This is a genomic window from Granulicatella seriolae (genome assembly GCF_024543085.1).
In the GTDB taxonomy this organism is placed as follows: domain Bacteria; phylum Bacillota; class Bacilli; order Lactobacillales; family Aerococcaceae; genus Granulicatella; species Granulicatella seriolae.
In genome coordinates this window covers 23,228-39,547 of sequence record NZ_JANHNZ010000003.1, presented here as the reverse complement: position 1 = coordinate 39,547, position 16,320 = coordinate 23,228, and the positions used below count along the sequence as shown (strand labels likewise).

15 protein-coding genes are annotated in these 16,320 nt (G+C 38.8%); all 15 read right to left on the bottom strand.

Annotation, left to right across the window (positions count from 1 at the left end; translation table 11 throughout):
• Window position 1 precedes the first annotated feature (1 nt).
• The 15 genes from rsgA to NPA36_RS04045 all read right to left on the bottom strand — a co-directional run bounded on the left by rsgA (window position 2) and on the right by NPA36_RS04045 (window position 16,320).
• On the bottom strand, window positions 2-892 hold the full coding sequence (gene rsgA, locus NPA36_RS04115) for a ribosome small subunit-dependent GTPase A (RefSeq protein WP_256944843.1): 891 nt from the start codon (window positions 890-892) through the stop codon (window positions 2-4).
• A 276-nt stretch (window positions 893-1,168) separates the two neighbouring features.
• The gene (gene pknB, locus NPA36_RS04110; protein ID WP_256944842.1) at window positions 1,169-3,190 is read right to left on the bottom strand and encodes a Stk1 family PASTA domain-containing Ser/Thr kinase; all 2,022 of its coding nucleotides are present in this window, start codon (window positions 3,188-3,190) and stop codon (window positions 1,169-1,171) included.
• Window positions 3,183-3,944 carry a Stp1/IreP family PP2C-type Ser/Thr phosphatase gene (locus tag NPA36_RS04105; protein WP_256944841.1) on the bottom strand — a complete coding sequence of 254 codons (762 nt, stop codon included), beginning with the start codon at window positions 3,942-3,944 and terminating at the stop codon, window positions 3,183-3,185. The genes pknB and NPA36_RS04105 overlap by 8 nt, the downstream gene beginning before the upstream one ends.
• Before the next feature lie 34 nt (window positions 3,945-3,978).
• Window positions 3,979-5,313, bottom strand: a complete 1,335-nt coding sequence (gene rsmB / locus NPA36_RS04100) for a 16S rRNA (cytosine(967)-C(5))-methyltransferase RsmB (protein ID WP_256944840.1) — start codon at window positions 5,311-5,313, stop codon at window positions 3,979-3,981.
• A complete protein-coding gene (gene fmt / locus NPA36_RS04095; protein ID WP_256944839.1) occupies window positions 5,306-6,286 on the bottom strand; it encodes a methionyl-tRNA formyltransferase in 981 nt (326 codons plus the stop codon). Before fmt ends, rsmB begins: the two co-directional genes overlap by 8 nt.
• Before the next feature lie 45 nt (window positions 6,287-6,331).
• Window positions 6,332-8,728, bottom strand: a complete 2,397-nt coding sequence (gene priA / locus NPA36_RS04090; protein ID WP_256944838.1) for a primosomal protein N' — start codon at window positions 8,726-8,728, stop codon at window positions 6,332-6,334.
• Window positions 8,729-8,886: 158 nt separating this feature from the next.
• On the bottom strand, window positions 8,887-9,102 hold the full coding sequence (gene rpoZ, locus NPA36_RS04085) for a DNA-directed RNA polymerase subunit omega (protein WP_275978139.1): 216 nt from the start codon (window positions 9,100-9,102) through the stop codon (window positions 8,887-8,889).
• A 27-nt stretch (window positions 9,103-9,129) separates the two neighbouring features.
• Complete coding sequence (gene gmk, locus NPA36_RS04080) at window positions 9,130-9,759, bottom strand: guanylate kinase (protein ID WP_256944837.1); 630 nt, start codon at window positions 9,757-9,759, stop codon at window positions 9,130-9,132.
• 306 nt (window positions 9,760-10,065) lie between these two features.
• Window positions 10,066-10,698 (bottom strand): V-type ATP synthase subunit D, encoded by a 633-nt coding sequence (locus NPA36_RS04075; protein ID WP_256944836.1) that lies wholly within the window; start codon window positions 10,696-10,698, stop codon window positions 10,066-10,068.
• Window positions 10,699-10,703: 5 nt separating this feature from the next.
• The gene (locus tag NPA36_RS04070; RefSeq protein ID WP_256945043.1) at window positions 10,704-12,086 is read right to left on the bottom strand and encodes a V-type ATP synthase subunit B; all 1,383 of its coding nucleotides are present in this window, start codon (window positions 12,084-12,086) and stop codon (window positions 10,704-10,706) included.
• The gene (locus NPA36_RS04065) at window positions 12,073-13,905 is read right to left on the bottom strand and encodes a V-type ATP synthase subunit A (RefSeq protein ID WP_407932774.1); all 1,833 of its coding nucleotides are present in this window, start codon (window positions 13,903-13,905) and stop codon (window positions 12,073-12,075) included. The genes NPA36_RS04070 and NPA36_RS04065 overlap by 14 nt, the downstream gene beginning before the upstream one ends.
• Window positions 13,906-13,917: 12 nt before the next feature.
• A complete protein-coding gene (locus NPA36_RS04060) occupies window positions 13,918-14,229 on the bottom strand; it encodes a V-type ATP synthase subunit F (RefSeq protein ID WP_256944834.1) in 312 nt (103 codons plus the stop codon).
• A complete protein-coding gene (locus tag NPA36_RS04055; RefSeq protein ID WP_256944833.1) occupies window positions 14,219-15,226 on the bottom strand; it encodes a V-type ATPase subunit in 1,008 nt (335 codons plus the stop codon). The genes NPA36_RS04060 and NPA36_RS04055 overlap by 11 nt, the downstream gene beginning before the upstream one ends.
• A 14-nt stretch (window positions 15,227-15,240) precedes the next feature.
• Window positions 15,241-15,825: a hypothetical protein gene (locus NPA36_RS04050; protein ID WP_256944832.1), complete on the bottom strand. Its 585-nt coding sequence runs from the start codon at window positions 15,823-15,825 to the stop codon at window positions 15,241-15,243.
• A 12-nt stretch (window positions 15,826-15,837) separates the two neighbouring features.
• On the bottom strand, window positions 15,838-16,320 hold the full coding sequence (locus tag NPA36_RS04045) for a V-type ATP synthase subunit K (protein WP_256944831.1): 483 nt from the start codon (window positions 16,318-16,320) through the stop codon (window positions 15,838-15,840).

The following is a 16,320-nucleotide window of genomic DNA, read 5'->3' as shown; positions in this document are numbered from 1 at the left end:
CTTATGATTTTCTTTGGTATTTTGGTTTACGGTCAATAATCTCATCCATAAATTGACAGTAGTGATCATAGCGACTTTGATAAATCTTCCCCTCTACTAAAGCCGCTTTAACAGCACAATCAGGCTCGTGTCGGTGAGAACACTCCCTAAATTTACAATTAGGACTATACTTTCTAAACTCTGGGAATAGATAGGGCAAGTCTTCTTTTTCAATTTGGTCCAATTCAACCGAGCTAAACCCCGGCGTATCAGCAATTAAAGCCTGTTTAACTTGATGCAAAGCAACATGACGAGTTGTATGCTTCCCACGTCCCAAAGACTTGGAAATGGCAGCCGTCTCTAGATCTAAGCTGGGTAAGAGTTGATTTAAGAGTGTTGATTTTCCTACGCCAGATTGCCCCATAAATAGAACAACTTGATTGGCTAGGCTATCTATAAAGTCACTAGAGTCAACATCCCCTTCTTGGCTCAACCAGACGGGATAGCCAATGGATTGGTACATGGTTTGGTAGGCCTTTATTTGTGCCGTCTCCACTTCATTCAATAAATCCATTTTTGTAATATAAATAACGGGCTTAATATCTTTAGCTTCTAAATAAACTAGGAAACGATCGACTAAAAGAGTTGAAAACGAAGGTTCAAGAGCTGACATGACTAAAACGGCACTGTCGATATTGGCCATTGGTGGTCTGATTAATTCATTTTTTCGTTTCTCAATCTTAGTCAAGACGCCTTCTTGTAAGGTTTGACTTTCAAATTCAACGTAGTCGCCTACTAAAGGAGACTGCCCTCTCTTGCGAAAAATTCCTCTTGCTCGTGTCTGATAAACTTTATTGTCTGAAGCTATATAATAAAATCCACTCAAAGCTTTGATGATTTGTCCTTTTGACATAAGTCCCTCCTTTTGGTCAATTTATTCTTGTCAATAAAGTAAGGCTCTGAGAAAAATATTGGTAACTAATAACGTTAGTTTCTGAAATACAAAAAAATCTCCAACTCATCTGTTCGAAATAACAGTGAAAAGCATAGCTAACCTACAGTGGCTTTTCAACCACCTAGGCAGCTAATTCATAAGACCAAAGCTTACGAAGTTGCCACCGCTTTTATTTCTGATGGATGAGTTGGAGACTCAGATACAGGCAAAAAACTTTTTTCTAGCCCTACTCAATCAATAAACAGTAGCCTCCTCAATTGTCACACCATCTCGAACAATTTTGTATTTTCCAACCTTGTCTCCTTGTAGGGTGAAGGTCAAGTCAACTGTTGTGGTTTCTGTAATCTGCATGGTGCGATATGCTGAATTGAAAGTTGATTTAGAATCTTCTACATAAATTTCAATATTATTAGGTTTTGGTGCTGAGCTTACCTGAGATGAGCTTGAACTACTTGAGCCACTTGATGATGAGTGACTTGATGAATTAGATTCAGCTGCTAAATAAGGAATGGTCACCTCTCTTGTTTCAACTCTTTGGTTGATACCTGTTGATAAAACAACAGAGAAACTTCCGCCACGCTCAATAGTGGTTCCTGCAACTGGTGTTTGGCTAATGAGGTTGCCTGGTTCTACTGAACTAGAAGCTTCTTCAGTAAAATGAACCGTTAATCCATTATCCTTAGCATAATCTTGAATAGCACTTCTATTGTAACCAGATAAGTCTTTCAAGGTGATTGGTCCTAGGCCTTTGCTGACTGTCAACTTAATCGTTTGTTTAGCTGGGTCAACCGATTGTCCTGCTGCTATACTTTGAGAAATAATCTTACCACTAGTAATGGTTTGGCTAAACTCTTCAGCTTTTTCCACTGTAAAGCCTAAATCTCTTAATTGGTCACGAACCGCTTCATAATCCTTGTTGCTATAGTCCTCAAGTTTGACTAACTTAGTGCCAGTACTTATCTTCAAGCTCACCGTGGCTCCCTCTTTGACTTTAGCTCCAGCTTTTGGGTCTGTCTCAATAACTTTCCCTTTTTCAACGGTATCCGATTCAGTAAGAATGGAATCCCCAACAGTTAGTTTCACATCTTTTAACCGACTACTAGCGTCTGCTTCTATCAAAGTAGATACATCTGGTACTATTATCTCCTTAGGTGTGGTCATATATAAAGCCCCAACAATACCTACTAAAGCTAGCAGTAATAACAAAAGAATCCATGGCCATTTACGTTTTTTCTTAGGCTTAGGTTTTTCTTTTTTATTTTTAGGGGTAACTGGTGGTGGTTCTAAGTCACTCTCATCAATTTGAACGTAAGGGACATCTGTTACCTTAGGAACTTCTCGTTTAAGTGGTGGTCGTTTGCTAGTGATTGGTTGTAGAACTTTTGTCTCACCGGTAAAACTTTGTGGGATGAATTTTGCTTCTTGTAGCCTTTCAGGGTTTAAAGCTGTTGACAAATCCTCTTGCATCTCTTGACAGCTTGCATAGCGAACGAGTGGTTCTTTGGCAGTAGCTTTCAAGACGATATTTTCTAGACTTTGTGGAATAGTCGGCATAATCTTTGTCAGTTCAGGCAAAGGCTCTTGGAAATGTTTTAAAGCGATGGACACAGCAGATTCGCCATCAAACGGAACATGTCCCGTCAATAATTCAAAAAACACTACTCCAAGGGCATAAATATCCGAACGAATGGTTGCCATCCCCCCACGAGCTTGTTCTGGAGACAAATAATGTACTGAGCCCAATAAGGTGTTGGTCTGTGTCAAAGAAGTTTCTGATAAGGCAACAGCGATTCCAAAGTCGGTAATTTTAACGACACCATTTTGGTCAATCAAAATATTTTGCGGTTTAATATCCCGGTGAATAATGCGATTTCGATGGGCAATATCAATGGCCGACAGAATTTGCTGCATGATAACAACTGATTCTCTAGGCGAAATAGGCCCTTTTTGTTGAATGTATTCTTTTAAATCAGTGCCTTTGACATATTCCATAACAATATAATTGGAGCCATTTTCTTCTCCAACATCATAGACACCTACAATATTTGGGTGTGTTAGTTGCGTTGCAGATAAGGCTTCTCGTTGGAAACGTCTCATAGCATCCGTATTCTCATGAAAATCATATCGTAGAACTTTTACGGCAACATCGCGTTCAAGAATTAAATCACGTGCTAAATAGACAGTCGCCATCCCACCACTACCTAGTAAGGACAGGATTTTATAACGTTCTCCTAATTTTTTCCCTATTTCAATCATTGTTATTGTCCTCCTGACTAATTGGCAAGGCTATCTTAGCCAAGGCTATTGTGATATTATCTCTGCCGCCTGCCTGATTAGCAGCATTAATGGCTTCTTGAGCTTGTTGTTCTAGTCCTGAAACATTTGTAAGAATGGTTTGGATTTCTTCAATGGAGAGCATATTAGAAAGTCCATCTGAACATAATAGTACAATATCTTGGTCTTTTAAAGTCACTCGTAAGAAATCAATATTGACATCAAAAGATACCCCCACTGACCTTGTGACATAGTTGCGTTTTGGATGATTCTGAGCCTCATCAGGCGTAATTTCACCACTTTTTATGAGCTCATTGACTAAAGAATGGTCTTCGGTCAGTTGTTTCAAATGGTAAGCTCTATAAAGGTAGGCTCTACTATCACCTACATTAGCCACAAGAAGTTGATCTCCTATAATGACAGAAGCCACTAAGGTTGTGCCCATGCCATCCAAATCACGGAATGTTCTGGCTTTTTCATAGATACGGTCATTTTCTTGACGAATATGGTCCACTAACCAGAGATGGATATCTGAGAATTGCGTTAGTGATGATTTTTCCCAATCGGCACCTAGGTGAGAAACGGCCATTGAACTAGCCACATCACCAGCATTATGCCCACCAATCCCATCGCATACTATCAGCAAAGGTATTTGAGCTTGGTTATAAAAATATCCAACAGAATCTTCATTCAAGTTCCGACGAAGACCTTGATCACTATTCACTGCTATTTTCATCAATTCACCTCTATTTCAATCTATTGAGTTCCGACTAGTCACGTCGTTTTAAGCGACAAATGTAGAATCCATCCGTACCAAAATCTTGCGGTAATAACTGGATACTTCCATCTGCTTGAATACATTTTTCTAAATGCGGCCATTCAATGATTGGCTCTATTGTAAAGTCTGGATGAGCTTGTAGAAATCGTGAAACCGTTCTACTATTCTCTTCACTTGTTAGTGTACACGTTGAGTAGATTAGTCGTCCACCTTTTTTTACCAAATCAGCAAGAGAATTTAAAATTTCTACTTGAATGTCTTGTAGTTTAGTAATATCCTCAGCTTTCTTGCTATATTTTATATCTGGTTTTCTTCTCATCAAGCCTAACCCTGAGCAAGGAGCATCAACAAAGATTTTGTCAAAACTTTGTGGTTCGAATATTTCATAAGCTTTTCTAGCATCTAGCACCTGAGCTTGAATGTTTTGATTGACATGTAGTCGTTCAGCATTTTCCTCAATCAACTTTACTTTATGTTTGTGAATATCTAATGCTATTATTTTACCATTTTTTTCTTCTGAAATAAAACTAGCCATATGTGTTGTTTTCCCACCTGGCGCTGCACAGGCATCTAAAACTAGGTCTTGTGGTTCAATAGCACCTAAAGCAGCCACTAACATGGAAGATTCGTCTTGGATGGTGATTCTTCCTTGTTCAAACAATTTGGAAGTCACAACAGAACGGGACGCAATACGAATCCCTCTATCATAGACCTCACTTGGCCACGCCTTAAACCCTTCTGCTTCCAAATCAGCAATGACCTGTTCACGTGACTCACTCAGGTCTTGGATACGCGCTGCCATAAAGGGTGGGTTTAGCAAGGAACTTAAGATCGCTTCCGTTTTGTCCAAACCATAATCCTCTAAAAATCGATCTACCAACCAAACTGGCATACTATATTGAATGCTCAAACCTTGGTTGACTGGTTCGATTTCTTCAAGTTTTGGTCTTGGATTCCTTAAAAAGGCTCTAAGAATACCATTAACTAAGTTGCCTAACCCTTTATGACCTCTTTTCTTAGCAATTTCAACGGTTTCAAAGAGAACAGCATGATCCGGTATACGGTCCAGATAGATTAACTGGTAAAAAGCTGTTCTAAGAAGATTACGCACCCATGATTGAAGTTTGCCTTTAACATAGGGTTGCATATAATAATCCAAGGTTAATTTTCTTTGCAAGGTTCCATAAACTAATTCAGTCATGAGTCCACGGTCCAAATCGTCCAAGCCTAACTCTTTAACTCGACGATTAAATAAGATGGTCGAATAGGCCCCACCTTTGTCAATCTCTTCTACAATTTCCATTGCAGCTAAACGTACTTTATCCATTGTTGTCACTTACTTTCCGATTGGGGATGTCAAAAACAACCTTTTGTTGAAGTAGATTTTTAAAACCATTAGTAAATTCTTTGTCGGTTAAACGTCCCTTTCCAGCAGGTTGAATTTCTAAAATTTGTAGCAGTGACTGATTTCCACATACCACTAGCAGTCGATTATTAGCATCGAGATAAAAACTTCCTATCGGCAAATCACTCTTATTTCCTTGAGGTAAAGGTTTCACCTGCCAGAGTTTGTAACGAATACCCTCAAAAACAGTATGGGCGCTTGGCCAAGGTCTAAGTCCTCTTACAAAATAGTCCACTTCTTGGGCGCTTAAGCTCCAATCAATTTGTTCCTCTTCACGCTGAATATTGGGAGAGAAAGTAACTAAATTTGGATCTTGAGCGATTGGCTGTAATTGACCAGCAAATAACCTAGGCAGAGTTTCTTTTAAGAGATCACGACCAACCACGCTTAACTTATCAAACATGCTGGCAACATCATCATCCTCCTCAATAGGAATAGCTTTTTGCGATAATATATCGCCTGCATCCATCTTAGCTATCATTCTCATAATGGTAACCCCTGTTTCTTTATCCCCATTCATGATGGCATAATGAATTGGTGCCCCACCACGGTATTTAGGCAATAAGGATGCATGGACATTCACAGCACCATATTTAGGGAATTCTAAAAATTTGGTCGGTAAAAATTGACCATAAGCAGCCGTCACAATCAGGTCTGCGTCTAAGGCCATTAATTCTTCTAATTCCTTTGACCCGGATAACTTTTCTGGTTGATAAACAGGAATATCATAATCCAGTGCTAGAACTTTAACTGGGCTCGGTGTCAAAACTTTTTTTCTACCAACAGGTTTATCGGGTTGGGTCACAACAGCTAACACTTGATAACCACTATCAACAAGCATGCTTAAAATGGCTGTAGAAAATTGTGGTGTCCCCATAAAAATGATTTTTTTCATTCAGTAGATTCCTTTCCATTATCATCTCTTATACATTTGAATCAATTACAAGAATTGCATTGGCTCGACATCAATTTGAATAGATAATTTTTTGGCATTTTGTCGACTAGCATCATGCATCAACTCGTTCAATAGGAGTGATAAAGCTGGTTCTTTTTTATATTTAATGAGTATTTGAAAGTAGTAACGCTTATTAACTCGTGCAATTGATTTGGCGGTTGGGCCTAGGACGACTGTGGTTTTTGATAAGCGCTCTGTTAAAAATTTACGAATTTCCACTGCTTTTTTCATTGCAAGAGCTTCCGTTTCACTGCTGACCGTTACCATGGTAGTAAAGAAATATGGTGGGTAGTTTCCCATGTGACGAATGCTCATTTCTTTACGGAAAAAGCCTTCATAGTCGTGATTTTTGGAATATTCAATGGCATAGTGGTCTGGATTAAAGGACTGGATAATGACCTGTCCCGGTAAATCAGCACGACCTGCTCGTCCAGCAACCTGAGTTAAGAGTTGAAAGGTTCGCTCGAAAGAACGAAAATCTGGTAAATTCAATGATGTGTCTGCATTGATAACCCCAACTAAGGTTACTTTCGGGAAATCCAAACCCTTAGCAATCATCTGAGTACCTAGTAAAATATCAGCTTCATGGTTGCCAAATTCTTTCAAGAGCTTTTCATGCTGACCTTTTTTTCTAGTTGTATCCACATCCATACGAATAATTCTAGCAGTAGGAAATAAATCTTGTAGCTCTTCCTCCACCTTTTGTGTACCTGTTCCATAATAGCGAATTTTCTCACTCAAACATTTGGGACAGCGATTAGGAATAGCTTCTTCATGACCACAATAATGGCATTTCATTGATTTTGTATCCATATGCATGGTCAAAGAAATATCACAGTTAGGGCATTGAACCACATGCCCGCAGTCCCGGCACAAGACAAAGGAAGAATAGCCTCTTCGATTAAGCAGCAGAACAGTCTGTTCCTTGCGCTCTAAGCGTTGGGCAATTGCTTCCTTTAAAGCACCAGAGAAATTCCCACGATTCGTCTGGAACTCCTGTCTCATATCCACAATTTGAATCTGTGGTAAGTTTTGTTGTTTAGCACGTTTGTTTAATTTGAGCAGTTTATAAACATTTTTTTGTGCTCTAGCTCTAGAATCTAAGGAAGGTGTTGCACTCCCCAAAATCACTGAGCAATCATGGTATTTGGCTCGCCACAGCGCTATATCTCTAGCATGGTAGCGTGGAGATTCATCCTGCTTATAAGTCGTCTCATGCTCTTCATCCAGAATAATAATGCCAATATTTTTCAAAGGAGCAAAAATAGATGAGCGAGCCCCCACCACAATATCAGCTTGCCCTTGATGAATTTTGCGCCACTCATCGTATTTCTCTCCAGCACTCAAGCCACTATGCAAAATGGCTACCCGATCGCCGAAACGTGATTTAAAACGATGAACCATCTGAGGCGTTAGAGCAATTTCAGGGACCAACATAATAGCAGACTTGCCTTCATGGATAGCTTTAGCAATCCATTGCAAATAAAGCTCTGTCTTCCCACTACCAGTCACCCCTTCTAACAAATAGGTTCTGGACCCCTTATCCCAATTAGCAACCACCTCTTGAAAAGCCAATTCCTGTTCATCATTCAAGGCTAAGTGCTGACTAGGTTCCACAAAACGATTGGCAAATGGGTCACGATTGACTTGACGTTCCTCCTCACCGATCCAATCTTTTTTTATAGCTGTGGAAATATCTGAGGACGTGAGAGCAAACTTCTCTATAAAGTCCGTTTTCTTAACAGTTTGGTTAATCTTTAAAAGAGCATGCAAGACAGCTTTTTGCCGTACTGAACGACTAGGCAAGTCTTCTATTATTTCAATGATTTCTTCCTTTGATAACTGTGGTAGCAACCATTTCTCTTTTTTAACCCGGACTTTATCACCAACAATTGTTCTTACAGCAATTTTCCCTTCCACCTTAAGACGGAGCAATTTTGCTAAAAGAGTATCTGACGTCTTGGAATCCACGGTAATATAAGCTTGACCAGCAAAAAGTTTTTGCTCCTCAGCTGGTAGCAAAGCACCATTTACCGGATAAAAGCGTTTCTCGTAGGTGGTCTTTAACATCGGTGGCAGCATAGTTTGGTAACAGTTGATCTGGAAGGCGAACACTTCTTGCGACATGTAATTGCCTAGTGCCACCAATTCTTTGGTCAAGACTGGCTCCAAATCCATGGGGCGATAAAACTCCAGTATTTCCCCTTGATAGTCAGATTCCTCGGTCAAGTCAACAATATAACCTTGAATCGTTCTAGGTCCAAATGGTGCTTCAACACGCATACCAATCTCTACCACGTCCTTAAAGTCTTCGGGAACACGGTAGAGAAATGGTCGATTTACTGGATTTGCTGATACATCTACAATCACTTTTGCATACATAGACTCACCTTCTTTAAAAACTGACGAAAAACACGAACAAACCACAGGCACCAAGTACCCAATTATCCAGCCATGAAAATGGCTACTTCTCATTACAAGCAGGTAGGGATAAGGTTTTGTTCGTGTTTACAAATATTATGGCTAATTATTGATCTTTCTTAGACTTCTACAGGCACACTATCGTCTCTAATCCACAAATCGCCCGCCACTACTTCTTCTAGAGCACGGCCAACATTCTTATATGATTTGTAAGATTCTAACATAGTTGGTGCATGGTGGTGTAATTCATGGGCTCTCTTGCTGGATAAGATAACCAATGAATATTTTGAATCAATTTCTACTAATAATTTATCTATTGAAGGATATAACATCATGATGGTTTGCCTCTTTCTATTTTTGGATTAATCAAGCATTGCTTCTAGTTCTTCTTCTATCTCCTCTATTGTATCGATAGAACGTTGAACACGCAAATGTTCTGATGCAATAATGCACTCTATTTTAGCAACCGCTAAATCAACTTGGTCATTTCTAACAGCATAATCATAGTGCTTCATTAAATTCAATTCTTCTCTTGCTTTTTTCATCCGTTGTTGGATAACATCATCTGAATCAGTCCCACGATTAACAATACGGGATTGCAATACGGACAAATCAGGTGGTGTTAAGAAAATATACACACCCTCAGGCATCTTTTCTCTAACTTGAATAGCCCCTTGGACTTCTATCTCTAAGAAAACATCTTTACCTTCTGCTAATGTTTTTTCAACATAGTCAATTGGAGTTCCATAATAGTTACCAACGTATTCTGCATATTCTAATAATTGTCCTTGCTCGATCATCTTTTCGAATTCTTCACGTGTTTTAAAAAAATAATCCTTGCCATCTACCTCACCCGGTCTTGCGGCTCTGGTCGTAGCAGAAACAGAATAGACAAACTTTTGATCTGTTTTATTAAAGATTGCCGCTCGGACCGTTCCCTTTCCAACACCAGATGGACCTGATAGAACAATTAATAAGCCTCTTCTTTTCATTTTTAATAGAATCTCCAATCTCTTCAATTACATCTAAAGATTATAGTATCATAAATTACGTAATGAAAACAGTAGTAAGTATAGAAAACCTTCAATGGCGGTTTCATTTTAAGAGCTAAACAAGAAGCCTAAAACCATATGATTGTTTCTATGCACTAAAGACTTGCCAAGAAAGGTATCAAAAATATAAACGGTGCCACCGAAATAATTCCAAAGAAAATATTCCGAGAACCTTAGGACTTCAAAAGGTTCTCGGAATATTTTTAGTTGCTTGTTTAAGCTAGTTTTTAATAAAACACATTTGGCTTACCCTTGCCCCATATCCTTGACTTTCATAATTCTCGTAATACTTGCTCTTTCATTCTCTTCTAGCTTCATCTCAATATAGTAAATGGTCTCTTCTAGTTGAGGAATCATGCGGTATTCAAGGGCATTAACCCGTCGTCTAGTTTTTTCGATTTCATCTGCCATTAGTTGACAAGTTTTTTCGATTTCTGTTAATGCCAATAAGTCGGGCAGAACTTGCGAGATTTGATTGATAGAATCATCGATTTCACTGTTGGAATTTAAGTAACCATATTTAAAGTCAGATTCTTTGCTTTGTTCTTGGACTGTAAAATTCATTTCTGGAACAAAAACACTCATAATGTTCTTTTCTCTTACTTCTAAGCTAACGTTTTGAGGTGGGATAGCAACTAATTCTTCAATAAAGGCTTCATTCAAAGAGGCTTTTGCCAATACGAAACTTTGCATGCCAAGAATTAGTCGTTCTTCAACATTGGTACGTAGCTCATTGTTTTTACGGATTAGATCGATAAACTGTCTCATCAATTCATCTTGCTTGTCTTTCAACAACTTGTGACCTCTTTTAGCAACTGTTAATCGTTGCTTTAGGGCTCTTAACTCCATTCGTGTTGGCTTTACATTCAAGCGTACCATGAAGATCACTCTCCTTTTGGTAAGAATTCATCGAGCATGTCATCCTTAATACGTTTCAATTCGGTTCTTGGTAGAATAGACAGCAATTCCCATCCTAAGTCAAGTGTTTCTTCAATCGTTCTATTGGTATTAAAGCCTTGATTGATGTATTCATTTTCAAATCGTTCGGTAAATTCTACATAGAGTTTGTCTGTTTTGGATAGAGCAGATTCACCTAGGATTACAGCTAATTCTTTGGCTTGCTTACCAGTCGCATAGGCAGCAAATAATTGGTTCATAGTTGCTGCATGGTCTTTACGTGTTTTGCCCTCACCTGACCCCTTATCTTTTAGACGAGACAAGGATGGCAAAACGTTGATTGGAGGTTTGATTCCTGAATTATCTAGGTTTCGATCTAAAATAATTTGCCCTTCAGTAATGTAACCAGTCAAATCTGGAATTGGATGAGTGATATCATCTTCTGGCATAGATAAGATTGGTATTTGTGTTACTGAACCCTTATGGCCAATTAATCGTCCAGCACGCTCATACAAGGTGGATAAATTGGTATAGAGGTAACCTGGATAGCCACGGCGTCCCGGAACCTCACGGCGAGCAGCTGACACCTCACGTAAGGCTTCACAGTAGTTGGTCATATCTGTCATGATAACCAAGACATGCATATCTTTTTCATAAGCTAGATATTCAGCAGTGGTTAAAGCAATTTTTGGCGTGGCGATCCGTTCAATGGCAGGGTCATTTGCCAAGTTGATAAACATTACAGAACGGTCGATAGCTCCTGTTTTACGGAAATCTTCCATAAAGTATTCTGCTTCATCAAAGGTAATCCCCATAGCAGCAAAGACTACGGCAAATTTTTCGTCACTATTCAATACGGTTGCTTGACGAGCGATTTGAGCTGCTAATTCTTTATGAGGTAACCCAGATCCAGAGAAGACAGGAAGCTTTTGTCCGCGAACCAAGGTGTTTAAATGGTCGATGGCTGAAATACCCGTTTGGATAAACTCATCGGGATAATCTCTAGAGACAGGGTTGATGGCTTGACCATTCACATCTAAAGAGGCTTCAGGAATGATGTCTGGTCCATCATCAATAGCATTTCCCATACCATCAAAAATTCTTCCGACCATATCCTCTGACACATTGACCGATAAAGGACGACCACGAAAACGAACTTTAGAATCTCTCAAGTTAATACCACTTGGGCCTTCAAAAATCTGAACCATAGCCTTATCGTTTTCAACTTCTAGAACTTGACCGTGGCGAATTTCACCATCTTGCATTTGGATTTCAACCAACTCATCAAATTTTACACCTTCGACGCCTTCAACAATCATCAGTGGTCCTACTACTTCGCTAATTGTACGATATTCTTTAAGCATTTTCAGACATTCCTCCTTCCTTGACAGTCTCTAAGATAGCTTCTTTCACATTTTCTTTAATATGACCAATCTGCGCAATATTATCTTCTGAAATATATTTAGAACGTGCGATTTGGTCACGTACTTCTTCCGTTCCATCCATAATTTCATTGTAATAAGCGCCTAGTTTCATGGCTTTACGAGCTTCTTCTTCAAAGCTCAGGATAAGATCCAACATACGGTATTGCTTCTCACGTGAGGTAAAGGTATCTACATCATCAAAAGCATTTTGCTGTAAGTAGTCTTCACGTAAAGATTTTGCGATAGTCATGGTTAAACGGTCTTTTTCAGATAGAGATTCTAGACCAACTAAACGAACGATCTCTTCTAAACTAGCTTCTTCTTGTAGAATATTCATGGCGTGTTGTACCATATTAGACCAATTTTCATGGATATGTTGATCCAAATATTGCCCAACTTCCGTGTTGTATAAAGAATAAGAAGTTAACCAGTTCATTGATGGAAAATGACGACGTTGTGCCAGAGCAGCATCTAGTGCCCAGAAAACTTTAACCACTCGTAACGTATTTTGGGTTACTGGTTCTGATGTATCTCCCCCTGGAGGTGATACAGCTCCAATAGCCGTAATAGTTCCTTCACGCTCTTCACTACCCAAGGTTACCACACGTCCAGCACGTTCATAATACTCGGCGATACGACTACCTAGATAGGCTGGATAACCTTCGTCACCTGGCATCTCTTCCAATCGTCCAGACATCTCTCTTAAAGCTTCTGCCCATCTAGAGGTTGAATCAGCCATAATAGCGACAGAATAGCCCATATCTCTAAAATACTCAGCAATAGTGATACCTGTATAGATAGAGGCTTCACGGGCCGCTACAGGCATATTAGAGGTGTTGGCAATCAATACAGTACGGTTCATGATGGATTGCCCCGTATTTGGGTCAATCAACTCAGGAAACTCATTCAAAACATCCGTCATTTCATTACCACGTTCACCACATCCAACGTAAACGACAATATCAACATCAGCCCATTTTGCAATTTGGTGTTGCACAACTGTCTTACCAGCTCCAAATGGCCCTGGAACAGCAGCAGCTCCCCCTTTAGTAACTGGGAAAAAGGTATCAATAACCCGTTGACCAGTTAACATCGGAACAGTCGTATTCTTTTTCGTTTTAAATGGACGGCCCCTACGGACTGGCCAGCGTTGAATCAGGTCAAACTCTCTTACACCTTTATCGGTCTCAATCTTATACACGATATCAGCAATTCTGTAACGTCCACTTTCAATCGCAACAATCTTACCTGAGACACCATAAGGTACCATAATACGGTGTTCAATAACTGGAGTTTCTTGGACAGTTCCAACAATATCTCCTGCTTGAACAGTATCTCCAACTTTAGCTGTTGCTACAAAATCCCATTCTTTCTCACGGTCTAACGGTGGAACACTAGTCCCTCTGACAAGAAAATCACTTTTAGAAACGTCTCTAAAGGTGTTCAAAGGACGTTGAATCCCATCAAACATTTGTGAAATGATACCCGGTGCTAATTCGACAGATAAGGCAAGTCCTGTTGTCGTTACCGGTTCATTTGGGCCAAGCCCAGAGGTTTCTTCATATACTTGGATTGAAGCAAGGTCTTTTCTCATTTCAATAATCTCACCAATCAATCCAAGATTCCCAACTTTACAGATATCTTGAATATTTGCGTCTTCCATTCCCTTTGCAGTAACAAGTGGTCCAGAAACTTTGACGATTTGTCCGCTTTTCAATAGGCTACCTCCTTGATAATTGAATTTTCTATTTGACACTAAGGTCATAATAGAAATTTGTTACAGAATATTTTGGCCAACTGCTTTTTCCACATTCTCTTGAATTCTAGCTTTACCAATATTCAAGGTGCCTAAATGGTTTGGAATAAGAATAACAGCTGGTGAAATTTCTGCATCATAACGCTTGATAGTATCCGGAATTTCTTTAGCAATAGCCTCAGTTAAATAAATAATTCCATAAGATTGACTGGCTAGCCCATCAATAATTGTTCTTGCTTGTGCCGGATCACTAGTAGGAAAGACATCAAAACCCAATAATTTAAAAGGAAGTACGGAATCTTTGTCTCCAACTACTGCTATGTTATGAGCCATAAATAGGTCGCATCCTTTCTCTTATTTGTTGTTCTGAAAAACCATTATCTTTTCCAACTAATAGTAAGCGTAAGTTTTTAACTTCCATTTCCTTTGCATGAATATACGCTAAAGAAGGAAATGGTCCAAAAGGTTCAAAGGTCGCATCTTTTAAGAGATTATAAATGGTGCGGTCTTTTAACAATTCCAATTGGATAATTTCAATATCCATGGTGTCATGATTGAGAATTTCTGCCAACTCATCTTTGATGGATAAAGCTTCAAACAGTTCTAACACTTGTGACCAGTTCTCATTTTGACTGGTATCAATCATTTTTGTTTTTGAGGCTGTACCAGCACTTGAGAGCACTGTTTGCATAAATGAACGCGATTGTTTTTGCTTAATCCCTCGAATCAGAGTAGCTATATTTTCTAAATCAATGGTACAGGTAATAATCTGATGAACGATTGGATTGTCCAAAAGCTTATCCAAGTATTTTAAGTGCCTAAAATAATAGGTATCCATGATAATATCAGCCGTTTCGAAACGTTTAAAGTTTTCAAATTCTTCAAAAGCCTCGCTAACAGCTTTAACCATGACTTGAGGTAAATTATCATTCTTGGCACTTTCTACTAAAGCTCTTAAGGTATCTAGTGGATAAGCTCCAATATCAATCAATAGGGAATCAAAATCTTTTCCTGAGAATTTTTCTTTTAAAAGAACTTTTAGATTGTGATAGGTATAAAGGGTTGAAAAAACTTCCAAAAGCCCTTTTGTTGGAACTATCTCAATTAATTCTTGGTGGGCATCTTGAAGTCCTTTCATTAAAAAGGATTCAAAGTCTTTTGACTGTAGTACTTCTTCAGCATTAAAGTCATAAGCTGATTTTGATAATAAGTCTAGGGCACTAGCCAGTGAAGGTGCTTTAAGCATAGCTTCAAAGTCATCTCTTTTTAATAGCTGTCCTTCCATGATTCGAACAGTGGTATTTACTCCAGAATAAGCTAAATCATTCATTGACTCACTCCTTCCTATTGTTCAAATGCTAGTTTAGCTAGAGTTGGTGAAAAATCATTTTTCAAGTCTTCCACTAATTCATCAAAAAAGTAATTATAGTCAATCCCATCTTTCTTTACGATAAAGCCGGCTTTTTTAGCAACCGGTTCCTGTTCAATAACCATAGAAGGATAGTTTTGAGCAAGCTTACTTTTTTGGCTGTCATTTAATTTGTCTATACTTTCTTGCCCAAATTGCAAATGGAATTGCCCTTCAATCTTTAGGTTGTTCAAGACACCTTCGATATATTGAAGAAAGGTTTCTCCACTCCATGACGACAAAATAGTGATGGCTTCTGAATAGACTTGATTTAGTAGATTTCTTTTGACTTGCAGAACATCCTTATTACTCTTATTGAGGATAGCTTGTTCCTGTCTTTCTAATTGACTCTTAGCTGCTTTCTTTAAAGAAATCTTACTAGCCATTTCTTGTTCAGAAAAGCGTGCATTTGCATGACTTAAACGCTCTTCTTCTACTTTAGTGGCAACAGCTAATTTTTGTGAAAATTCATCATGAATTTCTTGTAAAATTCTTTCTTTAAGTTGCTCTAAATCTTTCAAGCGTTTCAACTCCTATCCCATACGTAAGATGATTAATATTGAAACCAATAACCCCAAGATGGCATAAGTTTCTACCATTGCAGAAAAGATAATTCCTTTTGTAGCCTCTTCAGGTTTTTTAGCTAAAATTTGAATACCAGCAGCAGCTACTTTTCCTTGAGAGATGGCAGAGAATAAACCAGTAAAAGCAACAGGTAATGACGCCATTAATAAATACAAACCATTTTGCAAACTTAAATCAGCTGTCATTCTACCCATGATGAAGAAGGCAATGATAAATCCGTAAATCCCTTGCGTACCAGGTAGTAGTTGTAGAATTAAGGCTTGAGCAAATTTTTCTGGTTGTTCCTTAATTAGAGCTGCAGCTGCTTCACCAGCAATCCCAACCCCTCTAGAAGAACCGATACCTCCAAAGATAATTGCAATTCCCATTCCTAAAGCAGCGAACATTACTCCACCGCCATTTTCACTTAAAAACGTTAACCAGTTTGTCAT

Coding starts and splice junctions, on each gene's coding strand:
- rsgA (WP_256944843.1), bottom strand. CDS start 892: ATGTCAAAAGGACAAATCATCAAAGCTTTGAGTGGATTTTATTATATA.
- pknB (WP_256944842.1), bottom strand. CDS start 3,190: ATGATTGAAATAGGGAAAAAATTAGGAGAACGTTATAAAATCCTGTCC.
- NPA36_RS04105 (WP_256944841.1), bottom strand. CDS start 3,944: ATGAAAATAGCAGTGAATAGTGATCAAGGTCTTCGTCGGAACTTGAAT.
- rsmB (WP_256944840.1), bottom strand. CDS start 5,313: ATGGATAAAGTACGTTTAGCTGCAATGGAAATTGTAGAAGAGATTGAC.
- fmt (WP_256944839.1), bottom strand. CDS start 6,286: ATGAAAAAAATCATTTTTATGGGGACACCACAATTTTCTACAGCCATT.
- priA (WP_256944838.1), bottom strand. CDS start 8,728: ATGTATGCAAAAGTGATTGTAGATGTATCAGCAAATCCAGTAAATCGA.
- rpoZ (WP_275978139.1), bottom strand. CDS start 9,102: ATGATGTTATATCCTTCAATAGATAAATTATTAGTAGAAATTGATTCA.
- gmk (WP_256944837.1), bottom strand. CDS start 9,759: ATGAAAAGAAGAGGCTTATTAATTGTTCTATCAGGTCCATCTGGTGTT.
- NPA36_RS04075 (WP_256944836.1), bottom strand. CDS start 10,698: ATGGTACGCTTGAATGTAAAGCCAACACGAATGGAGTTAAGAGCCCTA.
- NPA36_RS04065 (WP_407932774.1), bottom strand. CDS start 13,905: ATGACCTTAGTGTCAAATAGAAAATTCAATTATCAAGGAGGTAGCCTA.
- NPA36_RS04060 (WP_256944834.1), bottom strand. CDS start 14,229: ATGGCTCATAACATAGCAGTAGTTGGAGACAAAGATTCCGTACTTCCT.
- NPA36_RS04055 (WP_256944833.1), bottom strand. CDS start 15,226: ATGAATGATTTAGCTTATTCTGGAGTAAATACCACTGTTCGAATCATG.
- NPA36_RS04045 (WP_256944831.1), bottom strand. CDS start 16,320: ATGACAAACTGGTTAACGTTTTTAAGTGAAAATGGCGGTGGAGTAATG.